The following is a 26,878-nucleotide window of genomic DNA, read 5'->3' as shown; positions in this document are numbered from 1 at the left end:
GGGCCGACCCCATGACCGCACTTGTCTGGAAGGATCTGCAGCACCATGCCCGCCAGTGGCTGTGGTCGCTGCTGGTGGCCACCACCGGCGGCATCTTCATCGGTGTCATCATCATCTCCTGGTACAGCGCCCAGCAGTGGTCCGCCGCCCGGGCCGACGCCTCCCAATCCGCCGAGTACATCAAGCTGACCGGCATCCTGGGCTCCAACCTGGTCGGCTATGCGGGCCTGTCCGTCGCCGTCGTCGTCTCCTCGACGCTGGCGCTGACGGTGACCGCGCAGGCCCGCTCCCACGCCCTGTGGAAGATCATCGGCATCCCGAGCCGGCGCATCCGCAGCATCATCCTCGCCCAGACCGGCATCATCGGCCTGCTCGGCGGACTGATCGGCGGACTTGTGGCCCTGCCGGCCACCGACTGGTACCTGCTCACCTGGCGCGATCTTCAGACCTATCCGGCCGACATGCCCGTGATCACACCCGTCTTCGCGGTGCCCCTGACCATCGCGATCACCGCCGCCTTCTGCATTCTGGGAGGCTTGGGCGCCGCCCGGCGCGCCGCGACCACGCCCGAGATGCAGGCCCTGCGCGAGGCCGCCACACCGGCGGCCCGCACCCGCATCTGGCAGTGGATCGTCGCGGGCCTCTTCCTGTTCAGCGTCGTCATGGTCCTGATCGTCGCGCTGGCCAACCCCGATGAGCTCGCCGGCCACAAGGGGATCGATCCGGAGATGGCCGCCGACATCAAGGAGATGGACAACATCGAGGGACATCTGGCGGGGCTGGGCGGGTCTCTGGCGCTGATCACGATGATCGCCGCACTGTGCGTCCCCAACTGGACCATCCGGCCCCTCCTGACGGGGTGGACGGCCCTCATCCCCGGGGACAGCAGCGCCGCCTGGTTCGCGGCACGGGCCAACGCGCGCCACCGCTCCACCATGAGCCTGACGACGATCGTCCCCTTCGGCATCGCCGTGGGGATGACCGGAGTCGTCTACTCGATCGTCGGGGCCTCCCAGGCCTCCGGCGCCACTGGCGGCGTCACCGGGTTCCTGGCCATCGCCGTGCCCATCTTCGTCATCTCGGGTGCGGGCGGCATCGCCAATATCGCCATGGTGGGCTCCACCAGGCGGCAGGAGGGCGCGCTGATGGGCGTCATCGGCGCCCGGCGCTCCACACTCATGGTCACCACGGTCCTCGAGGGCGCCATCTACGCCGTCACCGGCATCCTTTTCGGCCTGATCGCCACCCTCCTGAGCGCCGCCGGCTCCGCGGTTCTCTCCGGAGGCGGGATGAGCGTCTTCCTCACGGCCCTGCCTGTGCGGACGCTCATGCCGGTGGTCGCAGTGGTGCTCGTGCTCGCCGTAGCCACCACCTGGCTGCCCGCTCTGTTCGACCACCGTCCCATGATGGATCGGCTCCGCCGGCCCGTGTGAGGCGCGGCGCGAGCGCCCCATCCCGCCCTGTTCAGTGTTCAGGTCGACTTTTTCGAACGAGATCGACGGTGTCACCGTCGATCTCGTTCGAAAAAGTCGACCTCGACGTCCGGCCCGCCGCCGGCGCGCCGTCAGTCCCGGGCGGCAGCCTCCTCGCGGGCCGAACGGGCCGCCCCGGACGCGTAGGCCCGCGCGCCGCGCACCAGAACGCGGGCGAGGGCACGCCCGAAGGCCTGAATGACCGGCTCGACTCGCTCGGCCTCGGCACGGGCGCGAGCCCCCGCCTGAAGAGCCTCCGCGGGCAGTTCGGCCTCAGACAGCGCCTCGGCCACCTCCTCCCCCTCGACGACGCCCATGGCGCGGGCGACTGAGCGGGCGCGCCAGTACTCGATGCGCGCCGGGGTGGACTCGGGGTGATGCTGAAGAGCCAGGAGTCTGCCTGCGCGCCATGCCTGCACCGGGGCGCCCGCCGAGGAGGCCAGCAGCGTCGCCCCCTCGGGCAGCCGGACGATGCCGTCCTCGTGGGAGACGATGACGGGAAGGCGGGTGCCGTCCCGAGTGGGAATGCCGGTCCGGACTGCGGCGCGCACGGCCTCGTCGAGGATCTCGGAGAAGACGGCGTCCTGACCGGCCGCCTCGGTCAGCTCCAGCTCGACGACGCCGCCCTCGCCTCCGTGCGGAGAGGGAACCGCGGTGACACCGCCCAGCGCTTCGGCCGCGATCTGGGAGCCCAGGCAGATGGCCACCGCCGGCACGCGCTCGTCCACGACGTCTCGCAGCAGGGCGCGCAGGTCCACCAGCCAGGGGTGCTCGGCGTCGTCGTGCGCACTCATGGCCCCGCCCAGGACGACGAGCCCGCTGCCGATCTCGGACAGGTCGGGGATCGCGTCCCCGACCCAGGGCCGCACCATTCGCAGGGTGACGCCCTCGGCGAAGAGCCACTCGCCCAGGGGGCCCAGGGGGGCGAAGGCCTCGGGCTCGACCACGGTGATGACCGGTGCGGCTGCAGCGGACGATGCAGGGAACGCAGAGGCCGCTGCGATCTCCCGAGCCTCCCGGGACCCGGCAGCCCGGCCGGCCGGCACCACCGTGGATGAGTTCGAATTATCAGTCATGACCCTAGAGTAGAGTGGCTCGTCCTCAGTCGTGGTCGCGACATGAGGGCATACGCCCGGCAGGCGGTGCGCTCTGTCGGGCGAATGCACTTCTGCGCTTCGCGGAATGCGCGCGTGCTTCTACCTACGGGGTCGCCCACAGCCAGGGGCTGATCATGGACCAGACCTCGGTTCCGAGTACGGGGCGCAATGGGATGTTAGTAGCGGGTCCGTTCGGGTCGACGACGGGGTCGTCGTTCTCCATGATCTCGTAGATCATGTTGTTCACGCCGAGGGTGAGCATCTGCCCGGTGGGGATGAAGCCGTCTCGGTCCCTGTCCTCCCTCACACGCGCTACCGTGGTCCATTGTCCGGATTCGGCATCGCGGACGAAATCGGAGGCGCGCGGCCCGTTCCTCCCGATGATCTGCATGATTCTCACAGCAGCATCAATGTCCCCGAGGCGCGTAGCGGCGGCGAGGGTGTCGAAGATCTCGTCGGGGCCGTCGTCGATCATGGGCCGGGGGTACAGGTGGTCATTGGCCAGGGCGATATGGGGGACCTCGACGTCGTCGCAGGCGTAGATGTGGACGCCATCGGCGTCATACCGCGTAATGGTGCAGCGGGGTGAGGCGAGCGAAATGACGAGATCCCGCACGGTGACCGTGTCGGTCGGGTCGAGGCGACGGAGGCTGTATCGGGCATCGGCAGCCATGAGCCCCTCGAGAACCTCTCGGGCCGCCGCAGTCGGGCCGTAGGGGTCGATGACGCCGAGGTCTTCCAAACCGGCGAGGGCGCCTTCGGCGTAGGTGGCGCGCTCGGCGACGGGACCGGTGACCATCCGCTCGAGGACGTCCCACTGGGATGCCTCCAGGATGATGACTCCGCGATCGGTGTCGAAAGAGCTCATGCTGCGACCTCCAGGGTGTCACTCATGGCGAGGAACTGTTCGGAAACGGTGCCGAATTCGCGGGTGGTGCAGGTGAAGGTCACCGTCCACAGATGGATGCCGTCATCGGCTTGGTCCACCCAGGCCACCTGGAACACGGTGAGAGCCTGGTCGTCGAGGATATAGATGCCGCTGCGGAGGTGCCGCCCTTCCGGAGAGCCGGCGGCGGGGAACTCATCAATCATGCGCATACCGGGGATGCTGTCCGCCATGAGGCGGGCGGAATTGAAGAGGGTCTCCTCCGGGTTCTCATCCGGGTCAAGCGTGGTGCGGACGGCGACAAGGTTGGGGGCGTAGGCGGGAGTGGCGGGCACAGCCGCCGCCACGTACCGGACTGTGTCGCCTGCGGCGTCGAGCATGCCCGGGGGGAGGTCGTCGGGGGTTATGGTCTGCCACCCCGGGGCGAGCTGGACGTTGATTGTGTCACGCATCGTTCTCCTCATCATCCTTCGCAGATGGTCATGGCCCGGTAGGCCGTGAGCGGTGGGGCAGCACCGAGTGCCTGACCGGCTGTATCCGTCCGGCCGGACGCCCGAGTGGTCGTCTCACCGGCACCATCACCAGGATAGTGGTCAGACTGACCGTTGTTCGACGGCGCAGTCACGCCAATGGCTGATAGCCCCGGCGACGCCGACGGTGCTGCTGGTGCTGACGGCACTGATAGCAACTGATAGCGCTGACGGTTTTGACCGCATTGGCGGCGCCCCTTGGCGCGGCCGACAGACACAGGTGTGTGGGATTCTGAATCGGAAAGCCGGGGAAATATCGTCAACTTCATCAATGGAATAGTCCATGGAAAAGATTATTGAGGCCGTCGGCGGCCATCTCCCCCAGGCCAGACCCAACGATCCCACCAATAATACCACCGACAGCCACTCCGACTGGACCGCCGACGCTCCCACCGATGATCGCGCCCGCCTGAGCGCCGGCCCATCCGCCTGCAGCAGTAACGCCACCCTTCGTCACCGCTCGAGTTACCTTCTCACCGTCACCGATTGATGGGTTGTGCGAGTCTTTCTGCCACTGCTCGTAGGCACTGACCCCGAAGGACACCCCGGTAGCCACTTTACCGGCCACATTGAGCCCCGATTCGAGCCACTTGGCGCCATTAAGTGCCTTGGCGCCCTTGGATCCTTCTTCTATCGCACGACTTGGCAACCAATTATCGAGACTCCTCATATCGATCACATCGCGAGTTTTGGCGAAGATCGAGCCAAAAACGTTGTTAGGCGCGGTAAGAGCATGAACTCCTTTCAAAGAAAACGCTTCGCCCGCCCTCAAGCCGTACCCCTTAAGTAGTTTACTGGCATCATCAACACGGTTGACACCCCAGGTAAAAGCGTTCCCGACTGTCGATATCCCATCACTCCCCGCAGAAGGCAGCACATAATCGACTACAGGATTCGTCACCGTTCGAATGGGAGCAGGTAGGTCTGCCGCCGCAACCTCGGCGCAGGCGTCCGCAAAATTCCTGCGGGCCTCGGTTTCCCGGTCGCGGATCTCCGATGTTTTCTTATCCAAACTTTTGTACAGATTTTTTTCTGCTCATCTACGGCAACACAGGCATATTCAGTTATCATTCCTGTGGGGTCGAGCACGCTCTCCCCCGAAACCGTCAACCCACCGCCACTGGCCTCACTGCGCACACCTTCCAAGTCCGCCTTAATGTTGCTGAGAGCGCTCGCAAATTCGGTAAGAGCGGTCTTGTAGTTCCCCAGTCCTGACACCAGGCCCTCACAGCTCTTCACCGAGGAGTTTATCGAACCGACAGAGCTGACCGCCGTTGCACCTTCAAGTTCTGCCAGATTCTTCCGCGCGCCGATTAGATCGTCTTCAGATTTATCAACGGATGCTTTAATTTTCTCGACGGCAGCGGCCGAAGCTGTAATATCGGCAGGATTAGCGTCCAGATGTGTGTCGATAGGCATGATTACTTGCCTCCGTAGGGCGTGATGGGATTTGTAATCGGTTCTATAACAGGAATAGAGGGATCCGTATATCCCGGGGGATAGGGAGAGCAGGGAGGAGGCATCGGAGGAGCTTGAATAAGCGGAGGAGCAGGCGAGGAAGGCGGAGAGGGAGGGGGAGAAAGAGCTGGCGGACGTGGAGTGCTGCGGCCGTTCTGCTCATCAACATACCGCATGTTCTTATCCGCTTTCGATAAAGCTTCCGAAATCGACGACACGCCGGGGCACAAGCGTGAGAATGCCTCCTGGAGGTGCGCTACGGCCGGTTCTGCGTCCGCCTGCGACCACCCGCATCCCGCCGGTGCACTCACCGATTTATCACCCAATTGTCCGCTCGCAGAGTTCAAGAGCGAAAGCGCCGCCGCCACCCGAGCGTAATCCCATTTCAATGTCATTCAGAGTCTCCTCTCACAGAGCGCCTATACGATCTCCCGAGATTCAGGACTTATGTTTTTCCGAAGGTCCGGGAATCATGGGAGCTAAGGTAGCAACCAGCGATCATAAAACCCATGGGCAAAACTCCCGTAGCAGCTATAGCAGTCTTGTCAGACCTGGGCGTAAATCTATGTCTGAATTACGGATGAGCAAAGATTGTTGGTCCCACAGAATACTATTCGGCGGTCCCAACAATTCTAGGCATATGTACGCTGCGACTGAGTATCACCCAAACGGATGACACCGTATGGCGTAGTCCGAATGGTCGCCAGATCGGCGAAACGGGACGTCACCCTCCTGAGGCGTCCAAGCACACGCGCTGTTCTTGGCTCCCGCATCACTTGTCGATCCAGGCCTGAAGGCGAGGCGCCCCGGTGATCTACGCGAGGGCCGCTGTTCCCACCAGGTGGTTCCGGTGGGAACAGCGGCCCTCGCGTACCTGTAGGTGCAGCTGCAGCAACGACGTCATTCGCAGTATCCACCCACCACTGCTGGGTCCACGGCGCGGTGGTGGTAGATCATCATGTGGAGATTCCTGCCGGAAAGCTCCAGGGCCGTCACGCCCTTTCACTCATTTTCAGTGGCATCTGCAGCCCGCTGAGCCTCCACCTCCCGCTGGAGACGCTGCTTCGTCTCACGCCATCGCCGTTTCTCCATCTGCCCCTCCGGATACATGAACTGCGGCAGCCGAAATGGAACCAAACCCATTGCCGCCGCAGCCAAACACACTAATGAACCCGGACCAAAGATCCACATGAGCGAGTTGCTATTATCCACCAACAGAGCCCCACCACCAAAGATCATGAAGCCTCCAACAGAAGGCTCGACAATCGCAGTCGTGTTACGACCTAGGTTGAACTCATCCGTTATAGCCCGGCCCAACTCCCCAAACCAGGAGTCAGAGAACATCTCAAACCACCAGGTAATCAATGCCCCAGCCCCCAGTATCAGACAGCCAATACCAGCCCATAATTCCTTAGACACGAGTCACTGCCCCAAATCGTGCTAACATCCGTCAATGAAATAAGCCATGGACCCAACCATTGACCTTGTCCGCAGCCATCTTCCCCAACCCAGATCCAATAGCGCCGCCAACAACACCGCTGACAATACCACCGACCGCAGCACCAACAGGACCACCGACACAGGCACCTATAGCGGCACCGGCCTGGGCCAGAAGGAAGGCCGCCAACTTCACCGACAGATTCGATGAGACCAATGGCCTCGCACACATACACGACAAGTTGAGCCGCGAGCTCACAGGTATATGCGTTTCCTTCCGTCTCTAATGAGAACGAGGGGATACATCATCGCGCGGAGAACCCAATACCGGAAAGCTCCAGGGCCGTCACGCCCTTTCACTCATTTTCAGTGGCATCTGCAGCCCGCTGAGCCTCCGCCTCCCGCTGGAGACGCTGCTTCGTCTCACGCCATCGCCGTTTCTCCATCTGCCCCTCCGGATACATGAACTGCGGCAGCCGAAATGGAACCAAACCGATAATACCTACTGCAAGAGATAGGAACATTCCTATACCAAACAACGTTGTCAGCGGACCGCCGATTTCGAAACCGGCCGCCTGCGCCAGAGACAATCCCCCGCCGGATGTTAAGAAGCCTCCCACAGCAGGCTCGATGAGCGCGGTGGTGTTACGACCTAGGTTGAACTCTTCCATGAAAGACCGGCACAACTCCGCATACCAGGAGTCTGAGAACATCTCAAACCACCAGTTGACCAGCATCGCCCCGCCCAGCACGAGTCCCCCGATCCCAACCCATACTTGGTTGGACATGCTCACTCACCGCCTCATACCACCAGCGACAATCGTCAATGCAACCATTTGTGAAGCAATCCATTAGCACCATCAGCAAGGCTCTTCCCCAACCCAGATCCAATAGCGCCGCCAACAACACCGCCGACAATACCACCGACCGCAGCACCAACAGGACCACCGACACAGGCACCTATAGCGGCACCGGCTTTGCCGCCTACCGCAGCGCCAGCCCAACCACCAGCAGCTGAGCCGACTCCCTTAGTGGTCGCCCGGACTACTTTCTCGCCTTCACCTATGGACGGATTGTGCGAGTCTTTCTTCCACTGCCCGTACGCATCAACCGCAAAAGTCGCCACCGTACTTGCCCGGCCACCCCACTTGAGAGCAGTACCAGCGGCGCCTCGCGCTGCGCTAACTGCTTTTGCACCGGTGGACCCTTTCGCTGCATCGGGTACTTTCCAGTTCTTGAGTTGCCCTCGACCGACGGTATTATGGAATCCATCTTTTATCTTGCCGGCCCATCCAGCACCATCCGTCGCCCTTTTGAAGGTTGCGCCTGTTGCCCTCAAGCCGCCTGCTTCCATTACCGTCTTGATATTACCAGCACGACCGACAGCCCATTTGGCTGCATTTACTGGATCCCTCCAGTCGCCATTATTGACCGAAGGAACGAAATAGCCACCTACCGTACTCTTGACCGCTTGGGCAACAGGGCCTCCGTCTGTGATTTTTTTGCAAGCATCTGCGAATGCCTGCCTTGCCTCGGTCTCCCTATCTCGAATATCGCTGGTATCGGTCTCCAGGGTGTTGTACAAGGTGATTTTTTCTTGTTCAATACTACTTTCGTAGACCTCATATGAATTATTGAGATCTGGTCCGAACGGGTAAGAAGTTGTCGGCTGAAGAATAGTCTCTCCGGAAAGAGTCAACCCGCCTTCGGTGGCCCTGCTGCGAATCCCCTCCAAATCCGTTTTAACTTTACCCAGAGCGCTGGCAAGATTATCCAGAGCAGTCTTATAACTGCCTAAAGTAGAGACCATATCCTTGCATTTATCGGCCGATTGGCTGATCGAAATAGCAGCATTTATGGCTGTCGCCCCGTCCATGCTGGCCATCGTCTTGCGCGCACTGATCAAATCGGTCTCGGCGCTATCGACATGCGTCTTGATATTACCGATCTCCGTTGCCGACGCCGTGATATCAGACGGCGTCGCATCCAAATGGGTGTCAATAGACAAGGCTACTACCCTTTGTGTTTGGAATCGTTTCAGTCGTGTAGACCCGATGGCCTATTTATCGCCCGTTTGGATTCGAGCTCATACCCGCATAAGGCGTCCCCGAGTGCGATCCCGACGTCGTCCCCCCACCCCCAGAGGAAGAACCACCCCACGTGGACCCCGCATCTGCGGACATCGCGGGAGAAGAAGATGAATGAGGCTTCCCGCTCCCTTTCGAGGAGGAACTTGTGCCCAACGTCGTCCCCGGGTCCGTGCCTGACTGGGCAGGAGAGCACTGCGGAACGGTGCTCGCGCTGTGCGTATCAGCCGACGTCATAGTCGAGTCGGCATTCGATAAACTGGTTGACAGCGACGGGATGCTCGATTTCAATCCCGACAACGCTGCCTGAAGGTTCGACACCACCGCCGAGGCATCCGCCGCCGACCACCCGCAGCCCGATGGTGAATTTACCGAATCCCCACTAATAGAACTATTTGCCGAATCCACGCTCGACTTGGCTGACATGGCCTGATTGTGATCCCATTTTAAATTACTCGTCATCCGACGGCCTCTCGCTACTCGTCGTGTCACTACTCATCGCGGATTGGGACGGCGCCGACGGTACCACTCGATCACGATTCAGTCACGAGGAACCGCCCCGCTCGTTGACTCGACCGCGGTCGGTGACGCTCGGCAGCAGTCCAAATCCGCCCCGCCCTCACCCAACCCCCTACCGCTCGGGCCCCACGCCCATTCTCCATGCCCATCTTCACGTCTTCACGCGCGCTCCACACCCGGCCCAGGCCCGCTCCACGCGAAACGGCTTGCCCGGCCGGCACCTCTGCAAGGACGATAAGCTTGCTCGCACCCACACCCGAGGAGCCCGACGTGTTCTGGAAACGCAAGCGCGACACCCCCGTCGTCTCACCGCAGGTGGTGACGGTCGAGGACCTTCGGGTCCGGGCGGGCAAGGCGCTGGTCACAGCCGACGACGCCGTGCGCTCGGCCTCCGAGGAGCTGTCCTACGCCCAGGCCCAGTTCGGCCTGTCGGCGACGGACCCCTTCACCGCGGCGCTGGAGACCGCCCGCGGGCACCTGGCCCGCTCCTTCGAGCTGCGCAAGCTCCTGGACGACGACATCCCTGAGACCGAGCCCGTCCAGCGCCAGATGTACAGCGAGATCCTCCAGCGGTGCAACGACGCCGTCGGCATCATCAAGGAGCAGGAGTCCGCCTTCAATGCCCGCCGCGGCCTGGAGGCGAATCTGCCGACGTCCGTGGCCGAGACCGCCCAGAGGGCCGATGAGACCGAGCAGGCGATCGCCATGGCCAACACCCTGCTGGTCACCCTCCACGCCACCTATCCGGCCGGCTCGCTCACCTCGGTCTCGGAGGCTCCCGAGCGCGCCGGTCGTCTGCTCGAGGCCGGGCGCACCGCCCTGGACCAGGCGCGAGCCTCCATCGAGGCGGGCCAGCACCCCACCGCTGTGGAGCAGGTGCGCATCGCCCAGGGCACGATCGCCCAGGCGGGCGAACTCGCCGCCCAGGTCACCGGGGCGCGGGAGCGCCTCGAGCGCGCCACCGCGGACCTGACGGCCGCCATCGCCTCGATCTCCTCCGACCTGATCGACGCCAAACGGCTGGGATCCCAGGTGCCGTCCGCATCCCTGGACCCACTGGTGGCGGATGCCGAGGCCGCCGTCGCCGAGGGCCGGGCCGCTTCCGGCCCCGGGGCCACCGGAGACCCGCTGGCCGCCCTGGACCACCTGGCCCAGGCCGAGGCCGCGCTCGACGCCGCACTCGCGCCCGCCCGCGCCCAGGAGGAGAACAACTCTCGCGCGCGCGCCTCGCTCGGCTCGCGCCTGGTGCGTCTCAACTCCCAGATCACGGCGGTCACCTCCTACATCACCACGCACCGCGGGGCCGTGGGCCCCTCTGCGCGGACGGCGCTGTCGGAGGCCTCCAGGCACGCGGGAGCCGCCAACTCGATCCAGGACACCGACCCATCTGCTGCCCTGTCGGAGGTCGCCCAAGGCGAGCCGCTGGTGGCCCAAGCCCAGACACTGGCCGAGGCGGACGTGCGCCAGTCCGGGTCGTGGGGTTCGGACTCGGGCGCGGGCGGCGGCCAGGGTCGCGGCGGCGGGCTCGACGTCGGCTCCCTGGTCCTGGGCGGACTGCTCATGGGAGGACTGAGCGGAGGCCACCACGGCGGCTGGGGAGGTCCCGACCTGGACTTCGACTTCTTCGACTGACGCCGTGCTGGGCTGGACTGATATCGAGGCCGGCGCGGCCGGTCCGGCCGGCTTGACAGACCTGCACGACCAACTCTACGAGCCGGCCTGACGGGTCCGCGAGGCTCCCGGCGATACGTCCCCTCCCCCACCCCCGGGCGCTGGGCGGCACCCGGGTTTTCTGGAACGATGGTCCGAAGACACTCCGCCGAGCCACAGAGCCGAATAGAACAGAGCCGAAACTACAGACCCGCTCGCGCGCCGTCCCCGGCAGCCGGGCACAGAGAAAGGGAACACCGCATATGGCCGAGAAGCAGTCGATCCTGGGGCGCATCGCCCAGCTGACCCGGGCCAACGTCAACGCCCTCCTGGATCGCGCCGAGGACCCGGAAAAGATGCTCAACCAGCTGGTGCGCGACTACACCGCCTCCATCTCGGAGGCGCGCGACGCCGTCGCCCAGACGATCGGCAACCTGCGACTGGCCGAGAAGGACCATGCCGCCGACATCGCCGAGGCCAGGGACTGGGGCAACAAGGCGCTGGCGGCCTCCCGGAAGGCCGATCAACTGCGCGCCGGCGGGGACTCGGTCGGCGCCGACAAGTGGGACTCGCTGGCCAAGATCGCCCTCACCAAGCAGATCACGGCTGAGAACGAGGCCAAAGAGGCCGAGCCGATGATCGCCTCCCAGCAGCAGGTCGTCGAGCAGCTCAAGACGGGCCTGCAGCAGATGGAGGCCAAGCTCGGCGAGCTGCACTCCAAGCGCGACCAGCTCATCGCCCGTAAAAAGACCGCCGAGGCCCAGGTCAAGGTCCAGGGCGCGATCCGCTCGATCAACGTCATGGATCCCACCAGCGAGCTCTCCCGCTACGAGGACCAGGTCCGCCGCGTCGAGGCGCAGGCCGCCGGGCAGATGGAGCTCGCCGGCTCCTCGCTGGAATCGCAGTTCGCCGAGCTGGAGGCATCCGGCGCGGACCTGGAGGCCGAGGCCCGCCTGGCGGCCCTGAAGTCGGGCGGCAACAGCGCGCTGCCCGGCGCGTCCTCTCCGGCGCAGATCACGGACGGCGATGACGTCGACGCCGCCTTCGCCGCGCTCAAGGCCGAGAACGCCCAGCCGGCCGCCCAGCCCATCGACCCCGAGCAGTCCTCCTACTGATTGCTTCTGATTCCCGCTGAAACCGGCGCACCGCCGACCAGCAGAACCGACCGGCAAGCGGCGCTCCGAGGATCCTGTTCCCCCCGGGGCGCCGCTTCATGCGGGTCGCCGGCGGCGCCACGCCGATCGCCGCACACCGCCGACAAACGGCCGCCGGCCCCTGGTAGCGCTAGCATGAGCGCTATGAGCACCCCCACTTACCTCCTCGTCGACGGGGAGAACATCGACGCCACGTTGGGCATGAGCGTTCTGGGACGCCGGCCCGAGCCAGAGGAGCGTCCCCGCTGGGACCGCGTGCTCTCCTTCTGCGACGAGCTGTCCGATGCCAGTGCCGGCGGCGAGGGCGCCGACACCACCGCCCTGTTCTTCCTCAACGCCACCTCGGGGCACATGCCGATGGGATTCGTCCAGGCCCTCATGGCCATGGAGTACCGCCCCCTGCCACTGGCCGGATCGGGAGAGACCGAGGAGAAGGTCGTCGACGTCGGTATCCAGCGCACGCTGGATGCGCTGGCCTCGCGCGCCGAGTCGGGGCACAGGGCTCAAGTCCTGCTCGGCTCGCACGACGGCGATTACATCCCGCAGGTCGAGCGCCTTCTGGCCGCGGGCGCCTATGTCGGCGTGCTGTGCTTCCGAGAGTTCCTCAACGCCCAGCTGGCGGCGCTGGAGGAGAACGGCCTGGTGATCCACGACCTCGAGCAGGATGTGGACGCCTTCACCAGCCCGCTGCCGCGCGTACGGATCATCCCGCTGGACGAGTTCGACCCGCTCAAGTTCATCTGAGCGCGCCCCGCACAGAGCCATACAAGCCATCCAGAGCCATGCTGCAAGCCGGTGGGCGTGACGTTTGTCATGCCCACCCCATGCGGTCCTCATAAGAACCGGTGACGCCTCTCAGTAACGGCGGCCCGGAATCCGGGAGAGCCTGGAGCCGATCAGAAGCATCGGCCCAGGAGGACGACATGGCCATCATCGAGGCCGCCAACGTGACGCGCACCTACGGCAAGGGGAGCAAGGGCAGTAGCGCCTTCACCGCTGTCGCGGGAGTCAGTCTCTCGGTCGCGCGCGGGGAGCTCGTCTCGGTCCTCGGCGTCAACGGCGCCGGCAAGACCTCCCTGGTCGAGGTCATCGAGGGCATCGTCCCCGCCGCATCGGGCACGGTCCGCGTCCTGGGCCGCGACCCGGTGCGCGACCGGCCCCTCATCCGCCCCCGCATGGGGATCATGCTTCAGGAGGCCGGCTTCGCCCAGGCCCTCACGGTCGCCGAGACGCTGCGCATGTGGGCGGGGACCCTGACCAGTCCGCGCCCCGTGACCGAGGTCCTTGAGCTGGTGGACCTCACTCGCCGCGCAGACATTCGCGTGAAGTCCCTGTCCGGCGGTGAGCGCCGTCGTCTTGACCTGGCCATGGCGATCCTCGGCCGCCCTCACATCCTCTTCCTCGACGAGCCGACCACGGGCCTGGACCCGGCTTCGCGCCGTCGCACCTGGGACCTCATCCGCCGGATGCTCGCCGAGGGCACCACCGTCCTGCTCACCACCCACTACCTGGAGGAGGCCGAGGAGCTCGCCGATCGGGTCCTGATCATGGCCGCCGGTCGTGTTCGCGCCCAGGGCACCGTCGCCGAGATCGTCTCGAACCACGCCTCGAACCTGTCATTCAGCCTGCCGGACCCTTCGCCGATCGGGGAGGCCGACCTGCATGCTCTCCCCGCGCTCGTCGACGCCCCGGAGCGGGCACGGAACCGGATCCGACTGTTCAGCTCGGACCTGCAGACGACCCTGTCGGCGCTCATGCACCTGGCGGACACCCGCGGCGTCCGCCTGACGGGCCTCAACGCCCGCTCGGCCTCCCTGGAGCAGGCATTCCTCGCGCTCACCGCTGAAGACACTGACAGCACTGACGACGACGGCCGCCGCGCCCCCGAAGCCGCCTGAGCTCCCTGCAGCGCCCCGCCTGCGAGCGCCGCACGTGCCCCGCCCCCCCATCAAGCCTCAAGGAGGAGACCATGAATCCCGCCTTCGCCGACAACGCCACCGCCTCGGCGGCCCCTCGCACGTGGTCGAGCACCACCGCTCCCGTCAGCCCGCGCGCCCTGCGCCGCATCACCGCCATCGGTCGGGCGGAGATCCGGCTGTTCGTCCGCAACCCCACCGTCCTGGCCACCGCCCTCCTGTTCGCACCCGTCACGGTCGGCCTCATGAGCCCATTGCTCGGGCGGGACCTGACCGGTCCGGCCTTCGCGACCTTCCTGGTGGAGATGCTCGCAACCTGGTCGATGCTCATGGTCGTCTACTACAACCTCACGATCATCTTCGTCACCAGGCGCGAGGAGGGGGTGTTCCAGCGCATGTCCACCGGGGAGGCGAGCCCCTGGGAGGCGCTCGTCGGCGCCTGTCTGCCGTCGGCCGCGGTCGCCGTCGCCCAGGTGGTCCTCGGGACCGCGGCGGCCATGGCGCTCATGGGGATGCACTCGCTCGCCAACCCCCTGCTCATGCTGGTCGCCCTGGTGGGCGGGACCGTGTTCCTGGCGGCGACGGCGGCGTGGAGCTCGACGTGGACCGCAACCGTCGAGGGCGCCCAGTACTCCACGATGCCGCTGTTCCTGGTGCTCATCTTCTTGTCGGGGACCTTCCTGCCGGCCTCCATGTCCGAAGGACTGCGCGCCATCGCCGCCGGAAGTCCCCTGTACGCCATGTCCGATCTGGTCTCGCTGGGGATGACGGGCACGAGCCTGGACGGGGGCATCACTGCCGAGGGGTTCACCAGCACCCTGATCGCGGCCGGTCGGCCGGCGCTCTGCCTGGCCTGCTGGTGCGTGGCCGCCTGGGCGATCGCCGGTCGGACCATGCGCTTCGCCCGCCGTCGCTGAGCCGCAGCCGCGCCCGCCGCCCCATCGTCGAGGTCGACATTCTCGAACGAGGGCGACGGTGGCACCGTCGCCCTCGTTCGAGAATGTCGACCTCGACGCAGAAGGAACCCAGAAGGAACCCGCTCATGATCCACAGCGCCCCGCTCCCGCCCGCTGCCGGCCCTCCCAGCAGAGGGCGCCGGGGCGAGGGCACCACCAGGCTGCGCGAATACACCCTGTGGTCGATGTACGCCCTCCTCGTGCTCTGGCCGCCGTGCCTGGCCCTGTCGTATGCGAGAGCGCCGGTCTACACCCCCTGGACGCTCCCCTTCCTCGCGTGCCAGACGGCCGAGGCCGTCGCCTGCGGGATCACCCTCCACCACGTGGCCGCCTACGAGATCGAGGACACCCCCGTACCCCGGTGGTGCCGGGCGCTCCTGGCCGCCACCACCGCAGCCGGCGCTGTCACCGCCATCGGGGCGCTCCCACCGGGTGCGACCTCCCTGTCCCACCCGACGGCGGAGCTGACTATCACCATCGGAGCCTGTCTGTGCGTCCTCGCCCCGCTCCTGAGCGCCAGCCGGATGGTTCTGCTGGGCCTGGCCTCGACGGGCGCCGTGGCCGCCGGGTCAGCGCTCGCCCACCACCTCATCCCGAGCCCGGACTCCCCTCCGACCGGCCCGATCGTCCTGGGAGGCCTCTTCCCCACCTCCCTCATGCTGATCCTCATGCCCTTGGCGACGCGCTGGTCCTTCGCCATCCTGTCCTCGGTGCGCGCCCAGGAGGACCTCGACCTGATGCGGGCGGACCTGGCCGTCGCCCAGGAACGACTGCGCATCGCCCGGGACCTGCACGACGTCTTCGGGCGAACGCTGACGACCGTCGCGGTCAAGGCCGAGCTCGCCGCCGCCCTGGCCGATGCCGAAGAGGCTCCGCGGGCGGCCGCCGAGTCCCGAAACGTGCGCACCCTGGCGGACGACGCCCTCAAGGAGGTGCGGGCCGTGCTCGCCGAGTACCGCCGCCCGGACCTGGCCACCGAGCTCGCCGGCGCCCACTCCCTGCTGGCCTCGGCGGGAATCGCCACCCGCACCATAGGCGAGACCGCCATCCCCGTCTGGGCGGCCGAACCGCTGGCCCTGGTCCTGCGGGAGGCCGTCACCAATGTTGTGCGCCACTCGGAGGCGCGGTCGTGCACCATCCGGGTCGCCCTCGATGACGACGGTGCCGCCCTCACGGTCACCAACGACGGCGCCCGCGATCCGGCGGCCGAGGCCGGTTCGGCAGACGCGATCACCCTGGCCGCCCCGGGGCCGACGCAGAAGGGATCACCCTCCGGGCTGGCGAGCCTGTCCGAGCGCATCGAGGCGGTCGGCGGCACCCTGGCAGCGCACCGGAAGAGGGATGATTTCACCGTCACTGCCCGGGTTCCGCGCCCGCCGGCCCCGTCCACCGAGCCGGCTCAGCCTGCACCCGCGGCGATCGCCCAGACGGCAGGAGAAGCTCGTTGACCCCCTTGACTGAGCATCCAGGGTACCCAGAGGATCCGGCGTCCCAGGCGCCCCCGCCGTCCCCGGCGCCTGCGATCCGGATCGTCGTCGCCGACGACGAGACCCTGATCAGGGAGGCCCTGGAGGCGATCCTGTCCCTGCAGGCGGACATCGACGTCGTCGCCGTCGCCGCCTCGGGCACCGAGGCGATCGTCCAGATCGAGCGGCACCGGCCCGACGTGGCGGTGCTCGACCTGCTCATGCCCGGTGCGGACGGGATCGAGGTGGCGGCGGCGATCTCCGACTCCTCACGCTCCTCGCACTCCTCACAGCGGACCCCGCAGGAGACGAAGTGCCTCATCCTCACCTCTCACGCGCGCCCGGGGTACCTCAAGCGGGCGCTGGCCGCAGGCGTGCGGGGGTTCGTCCCCAAGACGACTCCGGCGGCACGACTCACCGAGATCATCCGGCGCCTCCACGCCGGTCAGCGCTACGTCGATCCCGAACTGTCCGCCGAGGCGATCGCCGCCGGCGACTCGCCGCTGACCCCGCGCGAGGCCGACGTCCTGGAGCTCGCCGCGGACGGCGCTCCCGTGGAGGAGATCGCCCGACGCGCCCACCTGAGCCCCGGGACCGTGCGCAACTACCTGTCCGCGGCGGCCCTCAAGCTGAGTGCGCCCAATCGGCATGCCGCCGCCGAGATCGCGCGCTCCAAGGGCTGGATCTGAACGATCCCCGCCGTTCCACGCCCACCCTCCGGGATCAACGCCACAACCGTCATCCAGGAACCTTTCAGAATCCCGGGGCACAGTTGCGGATATGGATCGCATCCAGGACTCTTCCACGTCTCACGAGGCTCATCTTCTCGTCGTCGACGATGAGCCCAACATCCGCGACCTGCTCGCCTCCTCGCTGCGGTTCGCCGGCTTCGAGGTGACGACGGCCGATGACGGCAACGGCGCACTCCACGGAGTCGATGGCGCCGATCCGGACCTCATCGTGCTCGACGTCATGCTCCCGGACATGGACGGCTTCACCGTGGCGCGGCGCCTGCGCGAGCGCGACATCACCACCCCCATCCTCTTCCTGACCGCCCGCGACGACATGGCCGACAAGGTTCAGGGCCTGACGGTCGGAGGCGACGACTACGTCACCAAGCCCTTCGGCCTGGAGGAGGTCGTGGCCCGCATCCGCGCGATACTGCGTCGGACGCACGGCGCCGAGGAGGACGACGGCGTCGTGCGGGTGGCCGACCTCGTGCTGGACGAGGACGCCCACGAGGTGCACCGCGCCGGAGTGGACGTCGAGCTGTCGCCCACGGAGTTCAAGCTTCTGCGCTACCTCATGCTCAATGCCGGACGGGTGGTGTCCAAGGCCCAGATCCTCGACCACGTCTGGGAGTACGACTGGAACGGGGATGCGGCCATCGTCGAGTCCTACATCTCCTACCTGCGGCGCAAGATCGATCAGGTCGAGGGGCAGGACGGGCAGATCGTCACCCCGCTGATCCAAACCCGCCGCGGAGTGGGCTATATGCTGCGCGAACCCAAGGGTGAGTGAGCGGTGCGCACCGCCAGGCGGAACACTCGCACCGGCCCATCCGGGGCCGGCCCTGCCCGTCGTAACGCCACCACCACGAAGAACACCTCCCGCCGGACGCGCAGAACCCGTCAGCACCGCCCGACCAAGAAGGGGCGCTGGCATCCGCTGACGACGGTGCGCCGCGCCTGGATGGCCCAGCCTCTGCGCAGCCGTCTGGCCCTGATCACCACGGGGCTGCTCACCACGGGGCTGCTCATCGCCTCCCTATCGGTCACCTCGCTGCTCTCCACCCACCTGATGACCCAGATCGACGAGCAGCTGCAGTCCACGGCCGGGACGATCGGGCGTCAGGGCCTGAGCCAGATCCGCACCGGCGACAGCCAGAAGCTGCCGTCGACCTACTACGTCGAGGCGCAGTACCTCGACGGCACGTCGGGCAAGATGGTCTCCGACGAGACGGCCGGGGAGTACGGCACCCCCGTGCTGGGCACGCTCTCCCTGGAGGAGGCGAAGAACCAGGAGGTCTTCACCGCCGCCTCCAGCCTGCCCGGACAGGAGTGGCGCGTGATCGCCCTGCCGATCGCGTCGGAGGGCGAGTTCACCGGCGTCGTTGCGATCGGCCTGCCGCTGAAGAACGTCATGCAGACCGTGGAGCAGACCCGTCTCATGGTGGCCTTCACCAATATCTCGGTGATCGTCCTGGGCGCGGCCGCGGCGACCTACCTCGTGCGCCGATCCTTCCGCCCCCTGCGCCAGATCGAACGCGTGGCGGGCAGAATCGCCTCGGGGGACCTGTCGGCGCGCGTGCCCAACACCGAGCCGTCCACCACCGAGGTGGGTTCCCTCCAGAGGGCGCTCAACATCATGCTTCAGCGCAACGAGCAGGCATTCGACGTCCAGTTGGTCGCTCAGGAGCGCATGACCCGCTTCGTCTCCGACGCCTCGCACGAGTTGCGCACCCCCCTGGCCGCGATCCGCGGCTACGGCGAGCTCTACCGCATGGGGGGCGTGCCGCCCGAGCGGAATGACGAGGTCATGGGGCGCATCGAGTCCGAGGCCTCGCGCATGGGGCGCCTCGTCGATGATCTTCTTCAGCTCGCCCGCATGGATGAGGGCCGGGAGATGACCATGGAGCAGGTCGACCTGACGGCGATCGCCACGGGCGCCCTGACCGACATGATGGTCCTCGCCCCTCAGCGCGACTGCGCACTGATCCCGCTCGACGACGATGCGGCGGCATCCGGCCAGGAGCCCTCCCCGATCGTCGTCATCGGCGATAAGGACCGGCTCTCCCAGGTGCTGACGAACCTGCTGGGCAACGTCTTGCGGCACACCCCCGAGGATTCCCCGGTGGAGGTCGCCGTTGGCGTGCGCACCGAGGCTCCGGCGGTGCACGCGACGACGGCGGGCGGGGCAGCGGCGGGGCGGAGTGCCGCCCCGCATCCCTCGGCGGCCTCCGGCGAGAACGCCCGGACCGTCGCCGTCGTCGAGGTGCGCGACCACGGTCCGGGAGTCTCCGACCAGGATGTGGAGAAGGTCTTCCGGCGCTTCTATCGGGCGGACACCTCCCGCAACCGCAAGACGGGGGGATCGGGCCTGGGGCTGGCGATCGTCTCGGCGATCGTCGAGCGGCACGGGGGCACGGTGCGCATGGACCGCACTCCGGGGGGCGGCGCGACGGTTCACATCGAGATCCCGGCCCTGCTCCCCAGCATCGCCAGCGCGCCGCCAGCGCCTGGCCAGCAGCCCCTTCAACAGCCCGGCCAGCAACCCGGTCGGCACTCCCATCGACAGCTCAGCCGGCAGACGGGACGCCCCTGAGCCCGCAGGTGCCCGAGTGACCCGAGTGGTTCTTGTTCCTTGTGCAGCCTATGGGTCCATGAAACACTATGAAGATGGCCGTAAAGGTGGTCGGCCGAACACGCTCTCAACTTCACAACCTTCGCGACCGGCAATACGATACTTGGCATCTTGCACCCTATCTCGGAGGCTCGTATGGGCGTCATCGACGCACCACAGTGGCTTCTTCCGGCCTATGTCCGCAGTGTCAGGGCGCTGGGAGCCTCCGCTCCCGTTGAGGACATCGGGCAGTCGGGGAGGGCCCTCATCGAGATGTGGTCGAGCCCGGATCGCCACTTCCACAACCTCAAGCACGCGATCAACATGCTGGCCCGTGTTGATGAGCTGGCCGACGAGTCCCACGACCCCGACATGATACGCATGGCCACCTGGTATCACGGCTGCATCTTCTCCTCCGCCTCGGAGCAGACGTACAGGCGCAACGGCGGTGAGGACGAGGTCGCCTCGGCTGCCTATGCGGCGGGTGATCTGCATAAGCTCGGCCTGCCTGACGCAACGGTGGACCGCATCTGCGCACTCATCCTCAATCTCAAGCACCACAGTCTGCCCCACAACGACATCGACGCCCTGGCCCTCAATGACGCCGACCTGGGCGCGCTGGCGGTCGAGCCCCAGCAGTACAAGCGCTATCGTCGAATGGTGCGCGAGGAGTACGCCCACATCCCGGTCGAGGATTATTTGCGCGCCCGCCTGACGATCATCACTCGGCTCCTGGATCGCGAGATGCTCTTCTCCTCACCTCTCGGTCAGCGCTGGGAGCGGCCCGCCCGTCAGAACCTGCAGGCGGAGAAGCAGCGGCTGACCGACGAGCTCGCCCGCTTGCGCCCCGACGGCGCTGATGAGGCTGATAGCGCCGGCAGGACTGACAGGTCTGACGGGGCCGACAGCACCGGTAGGGCTGACGGGGCCGGCATCAACAACGCGAACGCCCCCGGTTCCAGGGCCTCCGCCGGGGGAAGCGCTCCGGCGCAGAAGCCCCGTGAGGCGGTGTCGCCCGCGCCCCGGAGGACGAGCGGCACCACCCGCGATGGCCAGGATCAGCACGTCGAACGCACTGGCGGCCGGAACGACCCGAGCGATCGCGGCCGCCGGCCGCCTCGCACACGTTCAGCATCCGGTTCTCCGATCCCGTTCCCGGCCTCCGCTTCGCCCCGGAGGTCTCCGACATCGGCCTCTTCGCCGCGTACGCCCGCCGGCGGCGTCGACGTCGCCGATATCCCGCCCTCCTTTCCTCCTCGGGGGCGGTCCCGCCCGATCTCCCCGATCTCCCGCGGAGACGACGAGGACTTGGGCCATACGACCTCGATGGAGTCCTGCGCCGCCGATCTCGACCGTCTCCTGGCGAGTCGCCGACTGGTGATCAAAGGCGATCAGACGGTGGACCGGGCGGCCCTGGTCGAGGCCGAGCGCGCCAAGCTCGCCGAGCGCCTGCGGCTGCGCACCGAAGCGGCCAAGGCCCTGCGCGAGACGCGGACAGGCGAGATCGCCCCGGTCACCGCCCCTCTCGTCGAGGACGGCGCTGGGGATCTCTGAGACGGCCTCCCACCGTACGACAACCCCCAGGCCGCCACACCACACCCGCCGGCACGCCACCTCGTCGAGATCGACTTTTTCGGACGAGGGCGACGGTGGCACCGTCTACCTCGTCCGAAAATGTCAACCTCGAGAAAAAAGAGGGGCGGGGCTCCACAGAGGAGATCGCGCAGCGGGCGTCCACAAGAGCTCGAGACTCCGGATGCACGACCAGGCTGCGCCTTCCTACGGTGATTGTGCGTCTCGACGTCGAGGCGCACTCAGCACAGCGCCTCGGCGCCCTCACGAAAGGCTTCCGCCATGCCCGTCTTCTCCGTCGACACTCAGGCCGTCGCCGACACGGCAGCCCGCACCCGCACCCGCATCGCCACGATCCAGACCGAGACCGATGGCCTCAAGGGCGACATCTCGCTGCTGCAGTCCTCATGGACGGGCGGCGCCTCGGACTCCATGGCCACCTGCGCCGCCGACTGGCACGTCACGGCCATCCAAGTCCAGTCGAGTCTGGACCTCATCAGCCAGTCCCTCGACCAGGCGGCCGTTTCCTACGATGACGCCGAAACATGCAACGCCTGTCGCTTCAATTTGCCGGATCGCCGCTGAGATATAGCCATGACCTTCGCGGACTGATGATGCGCCGCCACAGACTCTTGTGGCTGTCGTGGCGACGCATCGCATCGCGTCAGCAACCGATGATAGATTGGGTGTTGAGCGTCACAGACTCCTAACCGCGTCGAGGTGACTTGCCGGTGAACAGTGATATCTATTCGAGCGGAAGCAGTCGAGAGGAATCAGCCCGGGCAGTCACCCGGATCAGCAGGCTGCTGCACGATACCGAGCAGCAGGTTGAAGATGCCCGTCATTTGAGCGATCGGCTGGCCTCGATCCGCCAGACCTGCGCCTCGAGCGATCGAGCGGTACGTGTGACGGTGGATATCTCGGGGAGGCTCGTCGATCTGCAGTTGAACGACGCCGTGACATACATGAACCCAACCGTGCTGGCCTCCACGATCCTCAGCTGCATTAAGGAGGCACATGAATCGGCGCGGGAGCGCGCCTCCATTCTGGCATCCGAAGTATGGGGAGAGGATTCCGATCTCACGCAACGCATGAGGCATGCCTACAGGCAGCCCGCGGAGAGCGCTGAAGATAAGCACGAGGGCGGAGCGTCGCGAAGAGATGATTACGCTCCGGGAATGATTATCGGCCCCACTCGATCACCGAGGCCTCCTCGCACTAGGTAGTGGAGTAGGATACGTGCCGGCTCCATTACCCCACTACATTACCTCACCACAGCACCCGGTCATTGGACCCAGAAACGGGAAGCGGCTAGCCCTAACACGAACAGCACCCGAAAAACGCCACCGATATCAACAGTTTATTCGAATGAGCCCAGCATTACGAGCTCTCGACCAACTCCGCCTCATTCTCGATTCTCGTTCGCGACCGCGACATAATAACTACTGGCAGCCACAGCTACTTCCATAGATTCACGCCGGGGTCGAGAACAAGATTGAATTCCTGACTTCTTCCTCCTCCTGGTTCGGGTTCCCCAAGCTCAATAATGGGAGGAGGGGCGGCTTTTATCCATGTGACGGTTCCAAAGCCGTCGAAATGGACGCTTTCCCCCAGGCGAAGATCCACGGCCTGTGTGGGGCCTCCGTGTGGGTGCCATTTCGCCGTGATGACCCATTCATGATTCACCGACCGCACATTCTCCGCATAAAAAATCCCGCCGTCTATCGTCCGAGGCGACGGAAGATTACCGCGTATAGGGAAGGTTTCTCCCTGTTCAGTGCCAGGTGGCAGGGCTGCTGAGCGCTTCAATGGGTGGGTCCACCACACCCGCCCCATCACAGCAACCACGCACAGCAGCACAAGAACCACAACAACACGCACCACCACCTGCCGGCCCCTCCCCTTTACCTGGCCCGCATGCCCGATACGACCACGAACCCACGACCTCACCGCCACCACAACCAAACCCCCTGTCCTTGACCAAACAGAATCCTTCGGCTACTCAGTACGGGCTGCCTATGTCCGTGCGGTTGAAGTATTTCTCATAATCCTCACGAGTGATCTGTATGAGACCATTACCGCTCTGACCATCTGCCTGGTCCTTGTTGTATCCCCACGGATTCTTGAGGGTCACATAATCATCATCAACGTCAACCACGGTGTACACATGTCCCTTAACCAGCTTGTAGTTTCCCTGGGCGTCACCACTATCGATCTTGTTGCCTCCACTCCCGTTCGTGTCCACGGTCGCTGAAACAACAGCATTATCGGCTCCGTTGAAGTCCCCGCCCGCAGTTCCCGCGACGACTGGCTTGTTGTCCTCGACGGCCTGGTCGATCTCGTTCCACTCCTCGTCGGTGTACTTGTGATCGTCCCACCACGGCCACCCCAAGAACCCCGAGCCACCATGGGTATCGATATGATGGGCCTCCTGACCCGACACGTGCTCCATCGCCTCTTCGCCCTGCCCCCCATTATCAAGATCATTACCCCCAACATGGATGCCGTAGGCGCGCTCATAAATATCCAGAAGACTGGACTCGCCCTGCAGTCCCTGGTCGTACTGGGACTGCACCTCGACCGTCACCTCTTTGTCACCGTCATATAATGTGACGACAAACGCACCCGCACCATCAGCCGCAGTATCATCCCACTGCACGTGATCCCTCAAGAACTGCTGCCCCTCCGGCGTCATCGAATACGCCTGCAACGACGCCAACAGGTAACAGTCACCAATGTGACCCTGATGGGTATCCCCCCACACTCCCGTGCCGTCCGCCTGCTCCTTGAGGCGCGCCCACTCTTCATCGGTATAAGCAGTCCGATCCTTGGTCTTCTCAGTCTCCTTACCGCTCAGCCAGCTCCACCATCCATAATCGCTTTTCTCATCCTTCTCCGGCGACCCCTGAGGCCCCCCCGAAGCATCACCACTGCCTGGGCTGCCCAGTGCGGCTGCGGCCCGGGCGGCCGCTAAATCCACCTCGGCCTGTAGGTTTGCCCAGGCTCCCGCGATTGCGGACAGCGCCCCCACCGCGGCACCGGCCCCAAGCGGATTAGCCATGGCCTCCAACACCACCTGGCCCGCCTGCTCACGTAATGCTGCCGCCGCATGAATCGCTGATTCCAGCACCGCCGCATAGTCATCCAACACCCCCGCACCCTGCTCTAAACACCCCACACCCCGCTCCAACCCAGACTCAAGACCACCAGCCGCACCAGAAAACGCCACCGCAGCCTCACCCTCCCACGACACCACCCCACCACGAGCACCACCACTCAAACCAACAGCGGACTCAAGCCTGCCCGCACCCGACCGCCACGACTGGGCCACCGACCGCACCCCGCCCGGATCACCCTCAATCCGACCAACCACCACACCACCAAGCCCACCAGCCATCACCGTCACCGCAACCCCTCCCTCGTAGAAACCAACACCTACAACAAACCACCAAACACGTGAAACTTACCACACACCAGGTTCCACTTCAGCAGAGAGACTCTCTTCGCGCACTACGACGGCGGGCTGCTCCCCCAGATGGGGGAGCAGCCCGCCGTCGTAGTCGTATCCGATTGCCCGATGGCAACTACCGGCTCGACCAACTCAATACAGCCGGGCAGGAACTTACTGGGATCAGTGGATCAGTACATGCCGCCCATCTCGTCGCCACCGCCGGCGGCCGGCTGGGCCGGGGGCTCGGGCTTGTCGGCGACAACGGCCTCGGTGGTCAGGAACAGTCCCGCGATGGAGGCGGCGTTCTGCAGGGCGGAGCGGGTGACCTTGACCGGGTCGGCGATGCCGGCCGCCAGGAGGTTCACGTACTCGCCGGTGGCGGCGTTCAGACCCTCACCAGTGGGCAGGTTGCGCACGCGGTCCACCACGACGCCGCCCTCGAAGCCGGCGTTGACGGCGATCTGCTTGAGCGGGGCCTCCAGGGCCACCTTGACGATCGCGGCGCCGGTGGCCTCGTCGTCGGCGAGCTCGAGGCCGCCCAGGACCTCGGCGGCCTGCAGGAGGGCCACGCCACCACCGGCGACGATGCCCTCCTCGACGGCGGCCTTGGCGTTGCGCACGGCGTCCTCGATGCGGTGCTTGCGCTCCTTGAGCTCCACCTCGGTGGCGGCGCCGGACTTCAGGACGGCGACGCCGCCGGCGAGCTTGGCGAGGCGCTCGGAGAGCTTCTCGCGGTCGTACTCGGAGTCGGAGTTCTCGATCTCACCGCGGATCTGGGCGACGCGGGCCTCGATGGCGTCCTTGTCGCCGGCACCCTCGACCAGGGTGGTCTCGTCCTTGGTGACGACGACCTTGCGGGCCTGGCCCAGGTCCTCCAGGGTGGCGTTCTCCAGCTTGAGGCCAACGGTCTCGGAGATGACGGTGCCGCCGGTCAGGATCGCCATGTCCTGCAGCATCGCCTTGCGGCGGTCGCCGAAGCCGGGGGCCTTGACGGCCACGGACTTGAAGGTGCCGCGGATGCGGTTGACCACGAGGGTGGCCAGGGCCTCGGCCTCGACGTCCTCGGCGATGATCGCCAGCGGCTTGCCGGACTGCATGACCTTCTCCAGGAGCGGCAGCAGGTCCTTGACGTTGGAGATCTTGGACTCGACCAGCAGGACGTAGGCGTCCTCCAGGACGGCCTCCTGGCGGTCGGCGTCGGTGACGAAGTAGGGCGAGATGTAGCCCTTGTCGAAGCGCATGCCCTCGGTGACCTCGAGCTCGAGGCCGAAGGTGTTGGACTCCTCGACAGTGATGACGCCGTCGTGGCCGACCTTCTCGAGAGCCTCGGCGATGAAGGCGCCGATCTGCTCGTCGGCGGCGGAGATCGAAGCGGTCGCGGCGATCTCGTCCTGGGTCTCGACGTCCTTGGCGTCGGCGAGCAGGCGCTCGACGACGGCCGTGACGGCCTTGTCGATGCCGCGGCGCACGGCGATCGGGTTGGCGCCGGCGGCGACGTTGCGCAGGCCCTCACGCACGAGCGCCTGGGCGAGCACGGTGGCGGTGGTGGTGCCGTCGCCCGCGACGTCGTCAGTCTTCTTGGCGACCTCCTTGACGAGTTCGGCGCCGATCTTCTCGTAGGGGTCCTCGAGCTCGATCTCCTTGGCGATGGTGACGCCGTCGTTGGTGATCGAGGGGGCGCCCCACTTCTTGTCGAGCACGACGTTGCGGCCCTTGGGGCCGAGGGTGACCTTGACGGTGTCGGCGAGGGTGTTCAGGCCCCGCTCCATACCGCGACGGGCCTCCTCCTCGAAGGCGATGATCTTGGGCATTGCTGCTCCTTAGCGTGACAGGTGGCCGTGCGGTGCCCGCGACGGACGAATCGGGCTCCGGCGTTCACGTCACG

25 protein-coding genes are annotated in these 26,878 nt (G+C 65.8%); 14 read left to right on the top strand and 11 right to left on the bottom strand.

All coding sequences use genetic code 11. The annotated features are described in order from the left end of the window. Window positions 1-11 precede the first annotated feature (11 nt). Window positions 12-1,433 carry an FtsX-like permease family protein gene (locus W5W_RS0104095; protein ID WP_017194450.1) on the top strand — a complete coding sequence of 474 codons (1,422 nt, stop codon included), beginning with the start codon at window positions 12-14 and terminating at the stop codon, window positions 1,431-1,433. Window positions 1,434-1,564: 131 nt separating this feature from the next. On the opposite strand, the gene W5W_RS0104090 is transcribed toward W5W_RS0104095, so the two are convergent. The 8 genes from W5W_RS0104090 to W5W_RS15575 form a co-directional block, all read right to left on the bottom strand. Next, a complete protein-coding gene (locus W5W_RS0104090) occupies window positions 1,565-2,548 on the bottom strand; it encodes a type 1 glutamine amidotransferase (RefSeq protein WP_017194449.1) in 984 nt (327 codons plus the stop codon). Between the two features lie 124 nt (window positions 2,549-2,672). Then, complete coding sequence (locus W5W_RS0104085; RefSeq protein WP_017194448.1) at window positions 2,673-3,437, bottom strand: hypothetical protein; 765 nt, start codon at window positions 3,435-3,437, stop codon at window positions 2,673-2,675. Then, window positions 3,434-3,907, bottom strand: a complete 474-nt coding sequence (locus tag W5W_RS0104080) for a hypothetical protein (RefSeq protein ID WP_008731155.1) — start codon at window positions 3,905-3,907, stop codon at window positions 3,434-3,436. The genes W5W_RS0104085 and W5W_RS0104080 overlap by 4 nt, the downstream gene beginning before the upstream one ends. Window positions 3,908-4,253: 346 nt before the next feature. Further along, on the bottom strand, window positions 4,254-4,886 hold the full coding sequence (locus W5W_RS16020) for a hypothetical protein (protein ID WP_154650241.1): 633 nt from the start codon (window positions 4,884-4,886) through the stop codon (window positions 4,254-4,256). Further along, window positions 4,883-5,404: a hypothetical protein gene (locus W5W_RS16015; protein ID WP_154650240.1), complete on the bottom strand. Its 522-nt coding sequence runs from the start codon at window positions 5,402-5,404 to the stop codon at window positions 4,883-4,885. Before W5W_RS16015 ends, W5W_RS16020 begins: the two co-directional genes overlap by 4 nt. A gap of 1,041 nt (window positions 5,405-6,445) precedes the next feature. Next, window positions 6,446-6,862 carry a hypothetical protein gene (locus tag W5W_RS0104065; RefSeq protein WP_154650239.1) on the bottom strand — a complete coding sequence of 139 codons (417 nt, stop codon included), beginning with the start codon at window positions 6,860-6,862 and terminating at the stop codon, window positions 6,446-6,448. Between the two features lie 374 nt (window positions 6,863-7,236). After that, entirely contained in the window at window positions 7,237-7,668 is a 432-nt protein-coding gene (locus W5W_RS0104060) for a hypothetical protein (protein WP_034498639.1), read from the bottom strand. A gap of 35 nt (window positions 7,669-7,703) precedes the next feature. Beyond that, complete coding sequence (locus W5W_RS15575) at window positions 7,704-8,888, bottom strand: hypothetical protein (protein WP_008730109.1); 1,185 nt, start codon at window positions 8,886-8,888, stop codon at window positions 7,704-7,706. A 227-nt stretch (window positions 8,889-9,115) separates the two neighbouring features. Here W5W_RS15575 and W5W_RS16010 point away from each other — a divergent pair, with 227 nt between their 5' ends. The 13 genes from W5W_RS16010 to W5W_RS16910 all read left to right on the top strand — a co-directional run bounded on the left by W5W_RS16010 (window position 9,116) and on the right by W5W_RS16910 (window position 22,768). Next, on the top strand, window positions 9,116-9,277 hold the full coding sequence (locus W5W_RS16010) for a hypothetical protein (RefSeq protein WP_008730127.1): 162 nt from the start codon (window positions 9,116-9,118) through the stop codon (window positions 9,275-9,277). Between the two features lie 449 nt (window positions 9,278-9,726). Further along, window positions 9,727-11,118 carry a hypothetical protein gene (locus W5W_RS0104050; protein ID WP_238533243.1) on the top strand — a complete coding sequence of 464 codons (1,392 nt, stop codon included), beginning with the start codon at window positions 9,727-9,729 and terminating at the stop codon, window positions 11,116-11,118. 281 nt (window positions 11,119-11,399) lie between these two features. Continuing rightward, complete coding sequence (locus tag W5W_RS14570) at window positions 11,400-12,251, top strand: PspA/IM30 family protein (RefSeq protein WP_017194441.1); 852 nt, start codon at window positions 11,400-11,402, stop codon at window positions 12,249-12,251. Window positions 12,252-12,434: 183 nt separating this feature from the next. Beyond that, on the top strand, window positions 12,435-13,034 hold the full coding sequence (locus tag W5W_RS0104035) for an NYN domain-containing protein (protein ID WP_008730116.1): 600 nt from the start codon (window positions 12,435-12,437) through the stop codon (window positions 13,032-13,034). A gap of 179 nt (window positions 13,035-13,213) precedes the next feature. Beyond that, the gene (locus W5W_RS0104030) at window positions 13,214-14,188 is read left to right on the top strand and encodes an ABC transporter ATP-binding protein (RefSeq protein ID WP_017194440.1); all 975 of its coding nucleotides are present in this window, start codon (window positions 13,214-13,216) and stop codon (window positions 14,186-14,188) included. A gap of 71 nt (window positions 14,189-14,259) precedes the next feature. Beyond that, a complete protein-coding gene (locus W5W_RS0104025) occupies window positions 14,260-15,123 on the top strand; it encodes an ABC transporter permease (RefSeq protein WP_017194439.1) in 864 nt (287 codons plus the stop codon). Between the two features lie 125 nt (window positions 15,124-15,248). Further along, a complete protein-coding gene (locus W5W_RS0104020) occupies window positions 15,249-16,610 on the top strand; it encodes a sensor histidine kinase (protein WP_017194438.1) in 1,362 nt (453 codons plus the stop codon). Between the two features lie 5 nt (window positions 16,611-16,615). Further along, window positions 16,616-17,317 (top strand): response regulator transcription factor, encoded by a 702-nt coding sequence (locus tag W5W_RS0104015; RefSeq protein WP_029574063.1) that lies wholly within the window; start codon window positions 16,616-16,618, stop codon window positions 17,315-17,317. 91 nt (window positions 17,318-17,408) lie between these two features. Continuing rightward, complete coding sequence (locus W5W_RS0104010; RefSeq protein WP_008730119.1) at window positions 17,409-18,149, top strand: response regulator transcription factor; 741 nt, start codon at window positions 17,409-17,411, stop codon at window positions 18,147-18,149. Between the two features lie 171 nt (window positions 18,150-18,320). Beyond that, on the top strand, window positions 18,321-19,952 hold the full coding sequence (locus W5W_RS0104005; protein WP_238533302.1) for a sensor histidine kinase: 1,632 nt from the start codon (window positions 18,321-18,323) through the stop codon (window positions 19,950-19,952). Between the two features lie 174 nt (window positions 19,953-20,126). Beyond that, window positions 20,127-21,524 (top strand): HD domain-containing protein, encoded by a 1,398-nt coding sequence (locus tag W5W_RS0104000; protein WP_017194435.1) that lies wholly within the window; start codon window positions 20,127-20,129, stop codon window positions 21,522-21,524. 300 nt (window positions 21,525-21,824) lie between these two features. After that, window positions 21,825-22,127 (top strand): WXG100 family type VII secretion target, encoded by a 303-nt coding sequence (locus W5W_RS0103995; protein WP_017194434.1) that lies wholly within the window; start codon window positions 21,825-21,827, stop codon window positions 22,125-22,127. A 146-nt stretch (window positions 22,128-22,273) separates the two neighbouring features. After that, window positions 22,274-22,768 (top strand): YbaB/EbfC family nucleoid-associated protein, encoded by a 495-nt coding sequence (locus tag W5W_RS16910; RefSeq protein ID WP_161603433.1) that lies wholly within the window; start codon window positions 22,274-22,276, stop codon window positions 22,766-22,768. A 232-nt stretch (window positions 22,769-23,000) separates the two neighbouring features. On the opposite strand, the gene W5W_RS16005 is transcribed toward W5W_RS16910, so the two are convergent. The 3 genes from W5W_RS16005 to groL form a co-directional block, all read right to left on the bottom strand. Continuing rightward, window positions 23,001-23,429: a hypothetical protein gene (locus W5W_RS16005; protein ID WP_154650238.1), complete on the bottom strand. Its 429-nt coding sequence runs from the start codon at window positions 23,427-23,429 to the stop codon at window positions 23,001-23,003. Window positions 23,430-23,544: 115 nt separating this feature from the next. Continuing rightward, complete coding sequence (locus tag W5W_RS0103985; RefSeq protein WP_238533301.1) at window positions 23,545-24,939, bottom strand: WXG100 family type VII secretion target; 1,395 nt, start codon at window positions 24,937-24,939, stop codon at window positions 23,545-23,547. 242 nt (window positions 24,940-25,181) lie between these two features. Next, the gene (gene groL, locus W5W_RS0103980) at window positions 25,182-26,804 is read right to left on the bottom strand and encodes a chaperonin GroEL (protein WP_017194431.1); all 1,623 of its coding nucleotides are present in this window, start codon (window positions 26,802-26,804) and stop codon (window positions 25,182-25,184) included. Between the last annotated feature and the right edge of the window lie 74 nt (window positions 26,805-26,878).

The organism is Actinomyces massiliensis 4401292 (assembly GCF_000269805.1).
Classification (GTDB): domain Bacteria; phylum Actinomycetota; class Actinomycetes; order Actinomycetales; family Actinomycetaceae; genus Actinomyces; species Actinomyces massiliensis.
Note: the sequence above shows the minus strand (reverse complement) of the source record. Positions and strands in the feature narration are given on the sequence as shown.

What these genes read in the sequence shown, in the direction of transcription:
- W5W_RS0104095 (WP_017194450.1), top strand. Translation starts at nt 12, where the DNA reads ATGACCGCACTTGTCTGGAAGGATCTGCAGCACCATGCCCGCCAGTGG.
- W5W_RS0104000 (WP_017194435.1), top strand. Translation starts at nt 20,127, where the DNA reads ATGGGCGTCATCGACGCACCACAGTGGCTTCTTCCGGCCTATGTCCGC.
- W5W_RS0104060 (WP_034498639.1), bottom strand. Translation starts at nt 7,668, where the DNA reads ATGTCCAACCAAGTATGGGTTGGGATCGGGGGACTCGTGCTGGGCGGG.
- W5W_RS0104080 (WP_008731155.1), bottom strand. Translation starts at nt 3,907, where the DNA reads ATGCGTGACACAATCAACGTCCAGCTCGCCCCGGGGTGGCAGACCATA.
- W5W_RS0104005 (WP_238533302.1), top strand. Translation starts at nt 18,321, where the DNA reads ATGGCCCAGCCTCTGCGCAGCCGTCTGGCCCTGATCACCACGGGGCTG.
- W5W_RS0104085 (WP_017194448.1), bottom strand. Translation starts at nt 3,437, where the DNA reads ATGAGCTCTTTCGACACCGATCGCGGAGTCATCATCCTGGAGGCATCC.
- W5W_RS0103985 (WP_238533301.1), bottom strand. Translation starts at nt 24,939, where the DNA reads ATGGCTGGTGGGCTTGGTGGTGTGGTGGTTGGTCGGATTGAGGGTGAT.
- W5W_RS0104025 (WP_017194439.1), top strand. Translation starts at nt 14,260, where the DNA reads ATGAATCCCGCCTTCGCCGACAACGCCACCGCCTCGGCGGCCCCTCGC.
- W5W_RS0104035 (WP_008730116.1), top strand. Translation starts at nt 12,435, where the DNA reads ATGAGCACCCCCACTTACCTCCTCGTCGACGGGGAGAACATCGACGCC.
- W5W_RS0104010 (WP_008730119.1), top strand. Translation starts at nt 17,409, where the DNA reads ATGGATCGCATCCAGGACTCTTCCACGTCTCACGAGGCTCATCTTCTC.
- W5W_RS0103995 (WP_017194434.1), top strand. Translation starts at nt 21,825, where the DNA reads ATGCCCGTCTTCTCCGTCGACACTCAGGCCGTCGCCGACACGGCAGCC.
- groL (WP_017194431.1), bottom strand. Translation starts at nt 26,804, where the DNA reads ATGCCCAAGATCATCGCCTTCGAGGAGGAGGCCCGTCGCGGTATGGAG.
- W5W_RS0104020 (WP_017194438.1), top strand. Translation starts at nt 15,249, where the DNA reads ATGATCCACAGCGCCCCGCTCCCGCCCGCTGCCGGCCCTCCCAGCAGA.
- W5W_RS0104030 (WP_017194440.1), top strand. Translation starts at nt 13,214, where the DNA reads ATGGCCATCATCGAGGCCGCCAACGTGACGCGCACCTACGGCAAGGGG.
- W5W_RS16015 (WP_154650240.1), bottom strand. Translation starts at nt 5,404, where the DNA reads ATGCCTATCGACACACATCTGGACGCTAATCCTGCCGATATTACAGCT.
- W5W_RS0104090 (WP_017194449.1), bottom strand. Translation starts at nt 2,548, where the DNA reads ATGACTGATAATTCGAACTCATCCACGGTGGTGCCGGCCGGCCGGGCT.
- W5W_RS14570 (WP_017194441.1), top strand. Translation starts at nt 11,400, where the DNA reads ATGGCCGAGAAGCAGTCGATCCTGGGGCGCATCGCCCAGCTGACCCGG.